The organism is Streptomyces sp. NPDC104381 (assembly GCF_055583745.1).
This window is the reverse complement of record NZ_JBVJNK010000004.1, coordinates 363,946-378,613: the sequence shown is the minus strand read 5'-3', so window position 1 is coordinate 378,613 and position 14,668 is coordinate 363,946. Positions and strand designations below refer to the sequence as shown.

The window sequence follows — 14,668 nt, the reverse complement described above, 5'->3', positions numbered from 1 at the left end:
CGGTGACACGCTCCAGGTCACCGGGGCCCGACGCTGCGCCCGGGCCCACTATGCACTGAGCGTATACGCGCTATGTATAGTCCCTGGCGTGCCGCACCACCGACGTGCGGCAGACCCGTGGGGAAGTGATGCGTTGTGTCCGTGCTGCCCGGAAAGATGTCGTCGTGGGGTACGGGGTTGGCTGCCGCCCTTGTGACGGCGCTCACCCTGACGCTCAGCGGCTGCTCGATGCAGACCACCGCCCCGGGGTCCGCCCGTGCCGACGCGGCCTCCGACGCCAAGGGGTCGTTCGGCTCCGTGGACTGCCGGAAGGCGAAGTGCATCGCCCTCACCTTCGACGCCGGCCCCGGTGAGGACACCCCGCGCCTTCTGGACATCCTCAAGGAGAAGAAGGTGCCGGCCACGTTCTTCCTGCTGGGCAGGGACCATGTCCTCAAGCACCCGGACACCGTGCGGCGCATCGCGGCCGAGGGCCATGAGGTCGCCAACCACACCTGGTCGCACGAGATCCTGACGGACAGGAAGCCCGCCGAGATACGCGCCGAACTGGAGAAGACCCAGGACGCGATAGCGAAGATCACCGGGAAGAAGCCCCGGCTGATGCGTCCGCCGCAGGGCCGTACCGACGACACGGTCTCCGGGATCAGCAAGGATCTGGGCCTCTCCCAGGTCCTCTGGAGCACGACCGCCAAGGACTACTCGACGAACGACTCCACGCTGATCAGGAGACGGACCCTCGAACAGGCGGACAGGGACGGGATCATCCTGCTCCACGACATCTACAAGGGCACGGTGCCGGCGGTGCCGGGCATCATCGACGCACTCCAGCGGGCGGGCTACACCTTTGTGACGGTCCCCCAGCTGATGGCCCCGGCGGAGCCCGTGCCCGGAACCGTCTACCGGCCCTGAGCCGTGTCCGTACGCGGAACGGCCCGCCCTCCGGGGGGAGGGCGGGCCGTCCGTACCGGCCGTCGGCGTGATGTCACGCCCGTCACAGCATGACGCCTACGCGGCGGCCGGGATCCTGTTCTCCGCCCTGGCCGAGGCCGGGGCGAGCGCGATCTCCAGCACCTGGCGGACGTCGCTCACCGGGTGGACGTCCAGCTTCTCCAGCACCTCGGCCGGGACGTCGTCCAGGTCGGCCTCGTTGCGCTGGGGGATCACCACCGTGGTGATGCCCGCGCGGTGTGCCGCCAGCAGCTTCTGCTTGAGGCCGCCGATCGGCAGCACCCGTCCGGTCAGCGACACCTCACCGGTCATCGCCACGTCCGTACGGACGAGCCGCCCGGAGAGGAGCGAGGCCAGCGCCGTCGTCAGGGTGATGCCGGCGCTCGGGCCGTCCTTGGGGACCGCGCCCGCCGGGAAGTGGATGTGCACACCCCGGTCCTTGAGGTCGGCGACCGGCAGCTCCAGCTCCGCGCCGTGCGACCGCAGGAAGCTGAGGGCGATCTGCGCGGACTCCTTCATCACGTCGCCGAGCTGACCGGTCAGGGTCAGTCCGGACGCCCCGGTCTCCGGGTCGGCCAGCGAGGCCTCGACGAACAGCACGTCGCCGCCCGCCCCGGTCACCGCGAGCCCGGTGGCCACGCCCGGCACCGAGGTACGGCGCTCGGCCGGGTCCTGTGCGGACTCGGGCACGTGGTGCGGCCGGCCGATCAGACCGCGCAGGTCCTGGTCGGTCACCGTGAACGGCAGTTCCCGGTCGCCCAGTTCGTGCTGTGCGGCGACCTTGCGGAGCAGCCGGGCGACGGCCCGCTCCAGATTCCGTACGCCCGCCTCCCGGGTGTACTCGCCGGCGAGCTTGCGCAGCGCCGACTCGTCCAGTCCGACCTCGTCCTTCTCCAGACCCGCCCGCTCCAGCTGGCGCGGGAGCAGGTGGTCCCGGGCGATGACGACCTTCTCGTCCTCGGTGTAGCCGTCCAGCGTGACCAGCTCCATGCGGTCGAGGAGGGCCTCCGGGATGGCGTCGAGGACGTTGGCCGTGGCCAGGAACACGACGTCGCTGAGGTCGAGTTCGACCTCCAGGTAGTGGTCGCGGAAGGTGTGGTTCTGCGCCGGGTCGAGCACTTCGAGCAGGGCGGCCGCCGGGTCGCCCCGGAAGTCCGAACCGACCTTGTCGATCTCGTCGAGCAGGACGACCGGGTTCATCGAACCGGCCTCCTTGATCGCCCTGACGATGCGCCCCGGGAGCGCGCCGACGTACGTACGCCGGTGGCCCCGGATCTCCGCCTCGTCCCGGACACCGCCGAGCGCGACCCGGACGAACTTGCGGCCCATGGCGTGCGCGACGCTCTCGCCGAGCGAGGTCTTCCCGACGCCGGGCGGTCCGACCAGCGCCAGCACGGCGCCGCCGCGCCGGCCGCCGACCACTCCGAGGCCGCGGTCGGTACGCCTCTTGCGCACCGCGAGGTACTCGGTGATGCGTTCCTTCACGTCCTGGAGCCCGGCGTGCTCGGCGTCCAGGACCTCCTGGGCGCCCTTGATGTCGTAGGCGTCCTCGGTCCGCTCCGTCCAGGGGAGTTCGAGGACGGTGTCCAGCCAGGTCCGGATCCAGGAGCCCTCGGGGCTCTGGTCGGAGGCGCGCTCCAGCTTCTCGACCTCCTTGAGCGCGGCCTCGCGGACGTGCTCGGGCAGGTCGGCGGCCTCGACGCGGGCCCGGTAGTCGTCGGGCTCGTCCGCTCCGGAACCGGATTCACCGTTGAGCTCGGAGAGCTCCTTGCGTACGGCCTCCATCTGGCGCCGCAGCAGGAATTCGCGCTGCTGCTTGTCGACGCCCTCCTGGACGTCCTTGGCGATGGATTCGGCCACATCCTGTTCGGCGAGGTGCTCGCCGAGCCACTGGATGGCCAGCTTCAGCCGGGCGACCGGGTCCACGGTCTCCAGCAGCTGGACCTTCTGGGCGGTGGTGAGGAAGGGCGAGTACCCGGAGTTGTCGGCGAGCGCGGAGATGTCCTCGATCTGCTGGACCCGGTCCACGACCTGCCAGGCGCCGCGCTTCTTCAGCCAGCTGGTGGCGAGCGCCTTGTACTCCTTGGCGAGCTCGGCGGCGGAGCCGGGAGCGTGGTCCGGCACCTCGATCCGGGTGCCCTCGACCCACAGCGCGTTCCCGGGCCCACTGGTCCCGGCACCGATCCGCACCCGGTCACGGGCCCGGATCAGGGCGCCCGGGTCCCCGTCCGACAGGCGTCCGACCTGTTCGACCGTGCCCAGGACACCGGTCCCGGTGTAGTTCCCGTCGATACGCGGCACGAGCAGCACCTCGGGCTTGCCGCCCCCGGGCCGCGCGACGGCCTGGGCGGCCTCCACGGCGGCGCGCACCTCCGTGTCCGACAGGTCGAGCGGCACCACCATTCCGGGCAGCACGACCTCGTCGTCCAGCGGCAGCACGGGCAGGTCGACCGACGTGGACGCCTTGGTGTTCGACTCAGCAGTCATGATCTCCCCTTCGGCAGGCAAGTTGAGCTATGTGGACTCAATGCTTGTGAGCTCATGAATGTTCCCCCGGCGATGTTCGCTCTCAGCGATCACGCACCTCACCCTGCTCGACCTGCGAGGACCGGGCCGGGGCGGAGACCGGGGGCGAGCCCCGTACGGACGCCGCACCACGCCCCGCCCCTACGCCAGCGCCCTGCGGGCCACGGCCATTCCCGGGCTCGCCCGACCGGGGTGGCGATCGCGCGCCCCGAGGGTGGGACCGCGGGAATCCGCTGGCCCGGCGACCGCCCTCCGGGGGAAACTGGGCGGTCGCACACGAGAGCCGCCGCCTGCCCGGAGACCGGAGACCGCACCCATGCCCGCCACAGATGCCCACCGCCCCGTCGTCCTCGACCGGCGCGAAGGCCCCTTCGGTGAAGTCGTCCTGCGTGAGCACGGCGAGAACTTCGAGATCATCGCCAACGGCTGCTTCCTGATGGACACCTCCGACGGGCGTTCCGAGCGGCTGCTGATCGACGCGGCGCTCGCCTCGCTGCCCACCGGCAGGCCGGATCCGTCGGTACTGATCGGCGGGCTCGGCGTCGGCTTCTCCCTGGTACGGGCGGCCGGCGAACCCCGCTGGGGCCGGATCGCGGTCGTCGAGCGGGAACAGGCCATCGTGGGCTGGCACCTGGACGGACCGCTCGGCCGGATCTCCGGGGACGCGCTCGCCGACCCCCGGACCGAGATCCTCCGCACGGACCTCGTCGACCACCTCCGCACGACCACGGAGCGTTACGACGCACTGTGCCTGGACATCGACAACGGCCCCGACTGGACCGTCACCCAGGACAACGGAAACCTCTATTCGGCCACCGGTCTCGCGGCCTGCCGGGCGCGTCTGACGCCCGGCGGAGTCCTCGCCGTGTGGTCCGCGCAGCCGTCCGCCGCGTTCGGGGACGCTTTGCGGAATGCCGGATTCCACGCAGTAACGACCGAAGAAGTAGCGGTTGCCCGAGGTGTGCCGGACGTGGTCCATCTCGCACTCCGGGGCGACTGAACCCCCACGAGGCGTCCACATCCCTGCCGCACCATGGATCTACGGCACAAGTCCGCCGATCCGTCTCCTTTCCCGTGGGTAACACCTTCACGACGGACAACACCCTGCGTAGCCGAGAGGCGCCTTCTGCCTTTACGCTCTGACCGGCACACAGGAACCACGACGTAATCCACAAGCGATAACCGTGCCTCCGGGGGAATGGCCTCCGCGAGAACGGGCAGGGGCGGGGCGATGGAACAGACACACACCACCCACAACGGCGTCGCGGCCACCCCCGGGGCTCAGCGCCGGGTGCTGGTGGTAGAGGACGACGCGACGATCGTCGACGCCATTTCCGCCCGGCTGCGGGCCGAGGGCTTCCTGGTGCAGACCGCACTGGACGGGCCGGCGGCCGTGGACGCGGCCGAGGCCTGGCAGCCCGACCTGATGGTGCTCGACATCATGCTTCCCGGCTTCGACGGCCTGGAGGTCTGCCGTCGCGTGCAGGCCCAGCGCCCCGTGCCGGTGCTGATGCTCACCGCACGCGACGACGAGACCGACATGCTGGTCGGGCTCGGGGTCGGCGCCGACGACTACATGACCAAGCCGTTCTCGATGCGGGAGCTGGCGGCGCGGGTCCACGTCCTGCTGCGCCGGGTCGAACGGGCCGCGCTGGCCGCCGTGACGCCGCGCAGCGGCATCCTGCGCCTCGGTGAGCTGGAGATCGACCACGCGCAGCGCCGTGTCCGGGTGCGCGCCGACGACGTCCACCTCACCCCGACCGAGTTCGACCTGCTGGTCTGCCTGGCCAACACACCGCGCGCGGTGCTGTCCCGGGAGCAGCTGCTGGCCGAGGTCTGGGACTGGGCGGACGCCTCCGGGACCCGTACGGTCGACAGCCACATCAAGGCCCTGCGCCGGAAGATCGGCGCCGAGCGGATCCGTACCGTGCACGGCGTCGGCTACGCCCTGGAGACCCCCGCGCCATGACCCGGCCCGGCTCGGGACTGCGGCCCTTCTCGATCAAGGCCAAGCTGGGCACGCTCGTGGTGGTCTCCGTGTTCATCACGACCGGACTGCTGATCGTCGCGTTGCGGACCAGGACCGAATTCCGTTTCATCACGGTCTTCTCGGTGATCGCCACCCTGCTGATCACCCAGTTCGTGGCCCACGGCCTGACCGCTCCGCTGGACGAGATGCGCGCCGTGGCGCGGTCGATCTCGCACGGCGACTACACGAGACGGGTGAGCGGCGCCGGGCGGCGTGACGAGCTCGGCGACCTGGCGCAGACGATCAACCGGATGACGGACGATCTGGAGGCGGAGGACCGGCACCGCAAGGAGCTGGTGGCCAACGTCTCGCATGAGCTGCGCACACCGATCGCGGCGCTCAGAGCCGTCCTGGAGAACGTGGTGGACGGGGTGTCCGCCGCGGATCCGGAGACGATGCGTACGGCGCTGAAACAGACCGAGCGCCTGGGCCGGCTGGTGGAGACCCTGCTGGACCTCTCCCGGCTGGACAACGGCGTGGTGACGATCAAGGCGCGCCGCTTCGAGGTCTGGCCGTATCTGTCCGGTGTGCTGAAGGAGGCGAACCTCGCCGCCTCGCAGCGCCGGCTCTCCTCCGGCTCGGGCAACCACTCCCGTACGGACGTCCATCTGCACCTCGACGTGTCGCCGCCCGAGCTGACGGCGCACGCGGACGCGGAACGCCTGCACCAGGTGGTCGCCAACCTCATCGACAACGCCGTCAAGCACAGCCCGCCGCACGGCCGGGTCACCGTGCTGGCCCGGCGCGGGGCGTACCCCGAGTCGCTGGAGCTGGAGGTCATCGACGAGGGGCCCGGCATCCCCGAGGCGGAGCGCCACCGGGTCTTCGAGCGCTTCAACCGCGGTCAGGCGCCCTCCCCGCACGGGCCGGGCTCCGACGGCGGCACGGGGCTGGGTCTCGCCATCGCCCGCTGGGCCGTCGATCTGCACGGTGGCCGCATCGGGGTGGCCGAATCCGCCCGTGGCTGCCGGATCCAGGTCACTCTTCCGGGGATCGCGCAGACACACGGTTGACCCCGCGTTCGAAGCGGAGGGACCCGTTTCTCCCTCCCGCCCGGGAAAGAGATACGGTCCAAGGGGCCTCGCATGGGCCTCGCGTACCCGAAGGGCAGCGGAACCCTGCTTGTTTCCCGCCATTTCATGCGCCGAAACCCGGCTTCCGATGTGATGTGCACGACGAAGACCGGCCCGGCCTGCACGTAACGGCTCGGGGGGCGTAGCCTTGATTTCCGCTGTCCATCACCTTGTGAAGCGGAAGAGGGCGGTTGCCGCCGTGTCGTCTCAGTCCCCCAGTAACTCGAGCATCTCGACCGATCAAGAAGCAGGCTCCGGGTCCAACCCGGCGGCCGCTTTCGGCCCCAATGAGTGGCTAGTCGACGAGATCTACCAGCAGTACCTCCAGGACCCCAATTCGGTCGACCGCGCCTGGTGGGACTTCTTCGCCGACTACAAGCCGGGCACGTCCGGCACGGCGGACAAGCCCGTCCCCGCACCCGCGGGAGCGGTGACGCCGGCCCCCGCCGCGAACACCGTGAACAACACCGCTCCGGCACAGGCCACGGCGCAGGCCCCGGCCGCGCCCCCGGCCGCTCCGGCCAAGCCCGCGGCGGCCGCTCCGGCGGCTCCCGCGAAGGCACCGGCCGCCCCCGCGAAGGCAGCGCCTGCGAAGGCGGCGCCCGCGAAGGCGGCGCCCGCGAAGGCGGCCCCGGCCGCCGCGAAGGCGGACGCCTCCACCGAGGCCCCCGCCGGCCCCGAGTACGTGACGCTGCGCGGCCCGTCGGCCGCCGTCGCGAAGAACATGAACGCCTCCCTGGAGCTGCCGACGGCCACGTCGGTCCGCGCCGTGCCGGTGAAGCTGCTCTTCGACAACCGCATCGTCATCAACAACCACCTGAAGCGGGCCCGCGGCGGGAAGATCTCCTTCACGCACCTCATCGGGTACGCGATGGTGCAGGCCCTCAAGGCCATGCCGTCGATGAACTACTCCTTCGCGGTGAAGGACGGCAAGCCGACCCTGGTGAAGCCGGAGCACGTGAACCTCGGCCTCGCCATCGACCTGGTGAAGCCGAACGGCGACCGCCAGCTGGTCGTCGCGGCCATCAAGAAGGCCGAGACGCTCAACTTCTTCGAGTTCTGGCAGGCCTACGAGGACATCGTCCGCCGGGCCCGCGTCGGCAAGCTCGGCATGGACGACTTCTCCGGGGTCACCGCCTCGCTGACCAACCCCGGCGGCATCGGCACCGTCCACTCCGTGCCCCGCCTGATGCCCGGACAGGGCCTCATCATGGGCGTCGGCGCGATGGACTACCCGGCGGAGTTCCAGGGCACCTCGCAGGACACCCTGAACAAGCTGGGCATCTCGAAGGTCATGACCCTGACCTCGACGTACGACCACCGGGTCATCCAGGGTGCCGCGTCCGGCGAGTTCCTCCGCGTCCTGGCCCAGCTGCTGCTCGGCGAGAACGACTTCTACGACGAGATCTTCAAGGCGCTGCGCATCCCCTACGAGCCGGTCCGCTGGCTCAAGGACATCGACGCCTCGCACGACGACGACGTCACCAAGGCCGCGCGGGTCTTCGAGCTGATCCACTCCTACCGGGTCCGCGGCCACGTCATGGCCGACACCGACCCGCTGGAGTACCGCCAGCGCAAGCACCCCGACCTGGACATCACCGAGCACGGCCTCACCCTGTGGGACCTGGAGCGGGACTTCGCGGTCGGCGGTTTCGCCGGCAAGACGATGATGAAGCTCCGCGACATCCTCGGCGTCCTGCGTGAGTCGTACTGCCGCACCACCGGCATCGAGTTCATGCACATCCAGGAGCCCAAGGAGCGCAAGTGGCTCCAGGACCGGGTGGAGCGTCCGCGCCCCGCTCCGGAGCGCGAGGAGCAGCTGCGGATCCTGCGCCGCCTCAACGCCGCCGAGGCGTTCGAGACGTTCCTGCAGACGAAGTACGTCGGCCAGAAGCGCTTCTCGCTGGAGGGCGGCGAGTCCGTCATCCCGCTGCTCGACGCGGTCATCGACTCCGCCGCCGAGGCGCGCCTGGACGAGGTCGTCATCGGCATGGCCCACCGCGGCCGGCTGAACGTCCTGGCGAACATCGTCGGCAAGTCGTACGCGCAGATCTTCCGGGAGTTCGAGGGCAACCTCGACCCGCGGTCGATGCACGGCTCCGGTGACGTCAAGTACCACCTGGGCGCCGAGGGCACCTTCACCGGCCTGGACGGCGAGCAGATCAAGGTCTCGCTGGCCGCCAACCCCTCGCACCTGGAGGCGGTCGACCCGGTCCTGGAGGGCATCGCCCGCGCCAAGCAGGACATCATCAACAAGGGCGGTACGGACTTCACGGTCCTGCCCGTCGCGCTCCACGGCGACGCGGCCTTCGCGGGCCAGGGCGTCGTCGCCGAGACGCTCAACATGTCGCAGCTGCGCGGCTACCGCACCGGCGGCACCGTGCACGTGGTGATCAACAACCAGGTCGGCTTCACCGCCGCCCCGGAGTCCTCGCGCTCCTCGATGTACGCCACGGACGTGGCGCGCATGATCGAGGCGCCGATCATCCACGTCAACGGCGACGACCCGGAGGCCGTGGTCCGCGTCGCGCGGCTCGCCTTCGAGTACCGGCAGACGTTCAACAAGGACGTCGTCATCGACCTCATCTGCTACCGCCGCCGCGGTCACAACGAGGGCGACAACCCGGAGTTCACCAACCCGCAGATGTACACCCTGATCGACAAGAAGCGCTCGGTGCGCAAGCTCTACACCGAGTCCCTCATCGGTCGTGGCGACATCACGCTGGAAGAGGCCGAGCAGGCGCTCCAGGACTTCCAGGGCCAGCTGGAGAAGGTGTTCGCGGAGGTCCGCGAGGCCACCTCGGCGCCGTCCCAGCCGCACGTCCCGGACGTGCAGGCCGAGTTCCCGGTCGCCGTGACCACCGCGGTCTCCTCGGAGGTCGTGAAGCTGGTCGCCGAGTCCCAGGTGAACATCCCCGACGGGATCACCGTCCACCCGCGTCTGCTGCCGCAGATGCAGCGCCGTGCCGCCTCCGTGGAGAACGGCACGATCGACTGGGGCATGGGCGAGACCCTGGCCATCGGTTCGCTGCTCATGGAGGGCACCCCGGTCCGGCTCGCCGGCCAGGACACCCGCCGTGGCACCTTCGGCCAGCGTCACGCGGTCCTCGTCGACCAGAAGACCGGCGAGGACTACACCCCACTGCTCTACCTCTCCGACGACCAGGCCCGTTACAACGTCTACGACTCGCTGCTCAGCGAGTACGCGGCGATGGGCTTCGAGTACGGCTACTCGCTGGCCCGCCCGGAGTCCCTGGTCATCTGGGAGGCCCAGTTCGGTGACTTCGTCAACGGCGCGCAGACCGTCGTGGACGAGTTCATCTCCTCGGCCGAGCAGAAGTGGGGCCAGACGTCCGGCGTCACCCTGCTGCTCCCCCACGGCTACGAGGGCCAGGGCCCGGACCACTCGTCCGCCCGTCCGGAGCGTTTCCTGCAGATGTGCGCGCAGGACAACATGACGGTCGCGATGCCGACCCTCCCGTCGAACTACTTCCACCTGCTGCGCTGGCAGGTGCACAACCCGCACCACAAGCCGCTCATCGTCTTCACCCCGAAGTCGATGCTGCGTCTGAAGGCTGCGGCGTCGAAGGTGGAGGAGTTCACCACCGGCGGCTTCCGTCCGGTCATCGGTGACGAGTCGGTCAAGGCCGAGGCGGTCCGCAAGGTCGTCTTCGTCTCCGGCAAGCTCTACTACGACCTGGACGCCGAGCGCGAGAAGCGCGGTGACACGGAGACGGCGATCATCCGGCTGGAGCGTCTGTACCCGCTGCCGGGTGCGGAGATCCAGGCCGAGATCGCCAAGTACCCGAACGCCGAGAAGTACCTCTGGGCGCAGGAGGAGCCGGCGAACCAGGGTGCGTGGCCGTTCATCGCGCTCAACCTGATCGACCACCTGGACCTGGCCGTCGGCGCCGACGTCCCGCACGGTGAGCGCCTGCGTCGCATCTCGCGTCCGCACGGCTCGTCCCCGGCGGTCGGCTCGGCCAAGCGCCACCAGGCCGAGCAGGCCCAGCTGGTCGCCGAGGTCTTCGAGGCCTGATCAGCGGCTGTACGACGACGGAGGGCCCGGCCCCGCGAGCATCTCGCGGGGCCGGGCCCTCCGGCTTTCCGGCCTCGTTATTCTGGTCGCATGTACTTCACGGACCGTGGCATCGAGGAACTGGAGAAGCGGCGCGGCGAGGAGGAGGTCACCTTCGAGTGGCTCGCCGAGCAGCTCCGTACGTTCGTCGACCTCAACCCCGACTTCGAGGTCCCCGTCGAGCGCCTCGCGACCTGGCTGGCCCGGCTGGACGACGACGAGGACGAGTAGTCACCGTCCGGGCCGTCACCCTCCGCTTCCGGGGCCGTCCGCGCCCCTGAAGCGGTTGTACGCGAATCCCAGCAGGCCCTGCACGAGAAGGAGCAGGCCCGCGGTGATCCAGCCGCCGCTGCGCCTGCGCGCACCCCACAGGGTCAGGGGCAGACCGGTGGCGACCTGCGCCGTCGCCACGGCGCGGGCCCTGGGGCCGACCATCCAGGGGCCGAGGCTGCCGCTCTCGACGACGTCGAGTTCCACCCGTACGGCATCGCGCCAGCCGGCCCATTCGATCTGTTCCGCTTCGGGGTGGACCCCGGCGACCGAGCGCAGCCGGTCGGCGGGGTCGCCGGGTGTGAGACCGGGCGGCAGGTCCACTCCGGCCCGGGAGAGTACGGCGAGGAGCCCGCGCAGCCGGGCGTCGGCGTCCGCCTCCGGGTCCGCGCGGGTGAGTGCCTCCAGCGCCTGGACGTCCAGTACGGGGTCGAGGCCCAGCCGGGCGGCGGAGGTCCGCATGGCCTCCTCCTCGGCGGCCGGGGTGCCGTCGGCGAGCCAGGTGTAGCCCACCGGCCTTCTGAAGCCCGCGGCGAGGGTGTAGCCGGACCGGTCGCCGTCCCACCAGAGGGCGAGCACGGGCCAGGTGGATCCCACGGCGAGGGCGGTGGCCCAGCCGCCGACGACCCGGTCGACGGGTTCGGCGCCTCCGTCGGCCGCGGCGCCGTCACGGGGGTCCTTCCGCCAGGGCTTCCCCTCGGGGACGAGCACGCTCCAGCCGTCCCCGGCGGGCACGAGCAGCATGCGCTCCCGCAGCAGATGGGCCACGGGCCGTACGGTCTCGGGGTCGGCCCGGCAGAGGAGCAGGGCGCCCACGGAAGTCGCGGTCATGGTCCATACGCTAGGGCAATTTGCCCATATGTGAACCATTTACGGCACCACCCCGCACGCGAGGCCCACCCGGCGCGCCTCGCACCCCCCTTCGAACCCCTCCCTCTTAACCTCCCCCTCTCGGCTTCTCCCCTTGACTTCCCCCCTTGACTTCTCCCATCCGCGATATATCGTGTTCTCAAGAAGACGCGATATGTTGCGTCACGCCACCCAGTGGGAGGTCTGATCCATGCCTGAGTCGACGTGGACCGTCGCCGAGCCCCAGAAGCTCACCTTCGACGACCCCGTGACAGCACTCCACGTGCGCCTCGTCGACGGCGTGATCAATGTCGTCGGCACCGACGAGCCGACCGCCCGGCTGGAGGTGTCCGCGATCGACGGGCCGCCGCTGATCGTGACCCAGGAGGGCGGCACTCTCACCGTCGCCTACGAGGACCTGCCGTGGCAGTCCATCCTCAGCTGGCTCGACCGCAGGAGTCCGCGCCGGAGCGCCGCGGTCTCCCTCGCCGTACCGGCCGGCGCGACGGTGGAGGTCGGCGCCGTCGGGGCCGAGGCGGTCGTCTCGGGGATCCGGGGCCGCACCGAGCTGCGGGGCATCTCCGGCGACAGCACGCTGGTGGGCCTCTCCGGCGTGGTCCGCGCCGAGACCGTCTCGGGCGGCCTGGAGGCCCAGAACGTCACCGGCGATCTGCGCTTCCAGTCCGTGTCCGGCGATCTGACGGTCGTCGAGGGCGCCGGCACCTCGGTCCGGGCGGAGTCCGTCACCGGCCACATGGTGCTCGACCTGGACACCTCCCCCAAGCCGACGGACATCAGGCTGACCTCGGTGTCCGGCGAGATCGCGATCCGGCTGCCGCACCCCGCGGACGCGAAGGTCGAGGCGAACACCGCGAGCGGTACGGTCTCCAATGCCTTCGAGGACCTGCGCGTGGGCGGCCAGTGGGGCGCGAAGAAGATCACCGGCACCCTGGGCTCGGGCACGGGGAAGCTGAAGGCGACCACTGTCTCGGGCTCCATCGCCCTGCTGCGCCGTCCACCCGCCCAGGACCACGCGCATGATGCCGAGCCGACCGGAAAGGTGCTCTGACATGGCCCCCGTATTCGCCCATGGCCGACTGCGCCTGTACCTCCTCAAGCTGCTGGACGAGGCCCCCCGCCATGGATACGAGGTGATCCGCCTCCTGGAGGAGCGTTTCCAGGGGCTGTACGCACCGTCGGCGGGCACCGTGTATCCGCGGCTGGCCAAGCTGGAGGCCGAGGGCCTGGTCACCCATGCCACCGAGGGAGGACGCAAGGTCTACTCCATCACCGACGCCGGCCGGGCCGAGCTGGCGGGCCGCGGCGGCGAGCTGGCCGATCTGGAGCTGGAGATCCGCGAGTCCGTCTCCGAACTGGCCGCCGAGATCCGCGACGACGTGCGCGGCGCGGCCGGCCAGCTCCGCAGCGAGATGCGCGCGGCGGCCTCCGAGTCCCGCCACACCTCCGGCGGTCGCAAGGGCGGCTGGGACCCCGGCCTCGGGGAGAAGGAGGCGTGGCGTACGGCGAAGGAGGAGCTGCGCAAGGCCAAGCAGGAGTGGAAGGAACAGGCCCGCAGGGCGAAGGACGAGTCCCGCAAGGCCCGCGAGGACGCCGAACGGGCCCGTCGCCAGGCCCAGGAGGCGCACGAGACCGCGCGGGAGCAGATGCAGAACGCCGCACGCCAGGTCCAGGAACACTTCGCACGGGGTGACTGGCCGGCGGGGGTCCGCGACGGCCTGGCGGAGATCACGGGCCAGCTGGGCAACTTCGCCAGGACCGGCGCCTGGCCCGCGTACAGCCGTCCCGCTCCGGAGGAGCCGGACATCGAGTGGGCCGCCGACACCACGGCCACCGGCGATCCGGCCCGCGACCTGGACCGACTGCTGGACCGCTTCCGGGACGACATCCGTGACGCGGCCCGGGACCGGGGGGTCACCGAGGACCAGCTCGCGGAGGCCCGCCGGCATCTGGCCACGGCCGCCACGCACATCGGTTCACTGCTGCGCGACCCGGCCGACGAGGCGAAGGGGAAGGCCTCCGGCTAGCCCTGGCCCCGAGCACTGTCCGGCCGGATCGGACCCGGCCGGGCGGCGCCGACTCCCCCGTCAGCTCGCCCGGGCGTGGCCCTCCCCACCGTCCCCGTACAGCGCGTGCTCCACCGTCGCGTAGGTCGCACCGTGTTCCGCGAGTACGTCGGCGACGACGCCGGGGCAGGCGGTCAGGGCCAGCAGCAGGTGTTCCTCACCGATGAAGCGGTCGCGCCGGCCGAGGGCGATGCGCAGGGACTTCTCCAGGATGCTCTTGGCGCCGCCCGTGAAGGAACGATGCCCGGACCACCGTCGGCGGTTCTTCCGGTCGCCCGCCAGGACCCCTTCACCGTGGGCACCCTCGACCCGGGCCACGATCTCGGTGACGTCGATACCGATGCCGGCGAGCGCTTCCGTATCGGCCTTGGTGAGGCCGCCACGGCGGCGGGCCTCCGTGAGTGCCGCCTCCACCGAGGCGCGCCGGTCCGTGAGCCCGAGGGCGGCGACGGCGAAGGAGGCCCGGCTCCCCTCCTGGTCCAGCAGGGAGAGCAGGAGGTGTTCCTCGGTGACCGAGTCCGCCCCGGCCCGTTCGGCGTGGGTGACCGCGCCGGTCACGGTGGCCCGGGCGCCCTTGGTGAATCGCTCGAACATCAATGCCTCCCGTACTTCTTGTGCACGGCCTGCCTGCTGACGCCCAGCTCGGCAGCGATTTCCTGCCACGACCATCCCTGGACGCGGGCGCTCCTCACCTGGACGGCTTCGAGCTGCTCGAGCAGACGCCGCAGCGCGGCGACCGCCCGCAGTCCGACGCGCGGGTCGTGGTCACCGGCGCGTGCGGCGAGATCCGTTGCTTCGGTCATGACGTCAA

12 protein-coding genes are annotated in these 14,668 nt (G+C 70.8%); 8 read left to right on the top strand and 4 right to left on the bottom strand.

The genetic code is table 11. From position 1 onward, the window contains the following. Positions 1-156 precede the first annotated feature (156 nt). Positions 157-909: a polysaccharide deacetylase family protein gene (locus tag ACZ607_RS15525; RefSeq protein WP_469735584.1), complete on the top strand. Its 753-nt coding sequence runs from the start codon at positions 157-159 to the stop codon at positions 907-909. 96 nt (positions 910-1,005) lie between these two features. On the opposite strand, the gene lon is transcribed toward ACZ607_RS15525, so the two are convergent. Further along, positions 1,006-3,435 (bottom strand): endopeptidase La, encoded by a 2,430-nt coding sequence (gene lon / locus ACZ607_RS15520; RefSeq protein WP_469735215.1) that lies wholly within the window; start codon positions 3,433-3,435, stop codon positions 1,006-1,008. Between the two features lie 355 nt (positions 3,436-3,790). Here lon and ACZ607_RS15515 point away from each other — a divergent pair, with 355 nt between their 5' ends. From ACZ607_RS15515 to ACZ607_RS15495, 5 genes are all read left to right on the top strand, one after another. Beyond that, entirely contained in the window at positions 3,791-4,474 is a 684-nt protein-coding gene (locus ACZ607_RS15515) for a spermidine synthase family protein (protein WP_469735214.1), read from the top strand. Positions 4,475-4,705: 231 nt separating this feature from the next. After that, positions 4,706-5,443 carry a response regulator transcription factor gene (locus ACZ607_RS15510; protein ID WP_014154105.1) on the top strand — a complete coding sequence of 246 codons (738 nt, stop codon included), beginning with the start codon at positions 4,706-4,708 and terminating at the stop codon, positions 5,441-5,443. Next, positions 5,440-6,516, top strand: a complete 1,077-nt coding sequence (locus ACZ607_RS15505) for a HAMP domain-containing sensor histidine kinase (RefSeq protein ID WP_469735213.1) — start codon at positions 5,440-5,442, stop codon at positions 6,514-6,516. The genes ACZ607_RS15510 and ACZ607_RS15505 overlap by 4 nt, the downstream gene beginning before the upstream one ends. 259 nt (positions 6,517-6,775) lie before the next feature. Continuing rightward, on the top strand, positions 6,776-10,615 hold the full coding sequence (locus ACZ607_RS15500) for a multifunctional oxoglutarate decarboxylase/oxoglutarate dehydrogenase thiamine pyrophosphate-binding subunit/dihydrolipoyllysine-residue succinyltransferase subunit (protein WP_469735212.1): 3,840 nt from the start codon (positions 6,776-6,778) through the stop codon (positions 10,613-10,615). A gap of 90 nt (positions 10,616-10,705) precedes the next feature. Further along, positions 10,706-10,885: a DUF6104 family protein gene (locus ACZ607_RS15495; RefSeq protein WP_014048295.1), complete on the top strand. Its 180-nt coding sequence runs from the start codon at positions 10,706-10,708 to the stop codon at positions 10,883-10,885. A gap of 15 nt (positions 10,886-10,900) precedes the next feature. Here the strand turns inward: ACZ607_RS15495 and ACZ607_RS15490 are convergent, their stop codons facing one another. Continuing rightward, entirely contained in the window at positions 10,901-11,755 is an 855-nt protein-coding gene (locus tag ACZ607_RS15490; protein WP_469735211.1) for a hypothetical protein, read from the bottom strand. Positions 11,756-11,984: 229 nt separating this feature from the next. On the opposite strand from ACZ607_RS15490, the gene ACZ607_RS15485 reads away from it, so the two are divergent. Next, the gene (locus ACZ607_RS15485) at positions 11,985-12,842 is read left to right on the top strand and encodes a DUF4097 family beta strand repeat-containing protein (RefSeq protein ID WP_469735210.1); all 858 of its coding nucleotides are present in this window, start codon (positions 11,985-11,987) and stop codon (positions 12,840-12,842) included. 1 nt (position 12,843) lies between these two features. Continuing rightward, on the top strand, positions 12,844-13,818 hold the full coding sequence (locus ACZ607_RS15480) for a PadR family transcriptional regulator (protein WP_469735209.1): 975 nt from the start codon (positions 12,844-12,846) through the stop codon (positions 13,816-13,818). A gap of 60 nt (positions 13,819-13,878) precedes the next feature. On the opposite strand, the gene ACZ607_RS15475 is transcribed toward ACZ607_RS15480, so the two are convergent. Both ACZ607_RS15475 and ACZ607_RS15470 read right to left on the bottom strand, forming a co-directional pair. Next, a complete protein-coding gene (locus tag ACZ607_RS15475; RefSeq protein ID WP_469735208.1) occupies positions 13,879-14,451 on the bottom strand; it encodes a Clp protease N-terminal domain-containing protein in 573 nt (190 codons plus the stop codon). Beyond that, the gene (locus ACZ607_RS15470) at positions 14,451-14,660 is read right to left on the bottom strand and encodes a sigma factor-like helix-turn-helix DNA-binding protein (RefSeq protein ID WP_033298277.1); all 210 of its coding nucleotides are present in this window, start codon (positions 14,658-14,660) and stop codon (positions 14,451-14,453) included. The genes ACZ607_RS15475 and ACZ607_RS15470 overlap by 1 nt, the downstream gene beginning before the upstream one ends. Positions 14,661-14,668: the final 8 nt, after the last annotated feature.

What these genes read in the sequence shown, in the direction of transcription:
- ACZ607_RS15525 (WP_469735584.1), top strand. Translation starts at nt 157, where the DNA reads ATGTCGTCGTGGGGTACGGGGTTGGCTGCCGCCCTTGTGACGGCGCTC.
- lon (WP_469735215.1), bottom strand. Translation starts at nt 3,435, where the DNA reads ATGACTGCTGAGTCGAACACCAAGGCGTCCACGTCGGTCGACCTGCCC.
- ACZ607_RS15515 (WP_469735214.1), top strand. Translation starts at nt 3,791, where the DNA reads ATGCCCGCCACAGATGCCCACCGCCCCGTCGTCCTCGACCGGCGCGAA.
- ACZ607_RS15510 (WP_014154105.1), top strand. Translation starts at nt 4,706, where the DNA reads ATGGAACAGACACACACCACCCACAACGGCGTCGCGGCCACCCCCGGG.
- ACZ607_RS15505 (WP_469735213.1), top strand. Translation starts at nt 5,440, where the DNA reads ATGACCCGGCCCGGCTCGGGACTGCGGCCCTTCTCGATCAAGGCCAAG.
- ACZ607_RS15495 (WP_014048295.1), top strand. Translation starts at nt 10,706, where the DNA reads ATGTACTTCACGGACCGTGGCATCGAGGAACTGGAGAAGCGGCGCGGC.
- ACZ607_RS15490 (WP_469735211.1), bottom strand. Translation starts at nt 11,755, where the DNA reads ATGACCGCGACTTCCGTGGGCGCCCTGCTCCTCTGCCGGGCCGACCCC.
- ACZ607_RS15485 (WP_469735210.1), top strand. Translation starts at nt 11,985, where the DNA reads ATGCCTGAGTCGACGTGGACCGTCGCCGAGCCCCAGAAGCTCACCTTC.
- ACZ607_RS15480 (WP_469735209.1), top strand. Translation starts at nt 12,844, where the DNA reads ATGGCCCCCGTATTCGCCCATGGCCGACTGCGCCTGTACCTCCTCAAG.
- ACZ607_RS15475 (WP_469735208.1), bottom strand. Translation starts at nt 14,451, where the DNA reads ATGTTCGAGCGATTCACCAAGGGCGCCCGGGCCACCGTGACCGGCGCG.
- ACZ607_RS15470 (WP_033298277.1), bottom strand. Translation starts at nt 14,660, where the DNA reads ATGACCGAAGCAACGGATCTCGCCGCACGCGCCGGTGACCACGACCCG.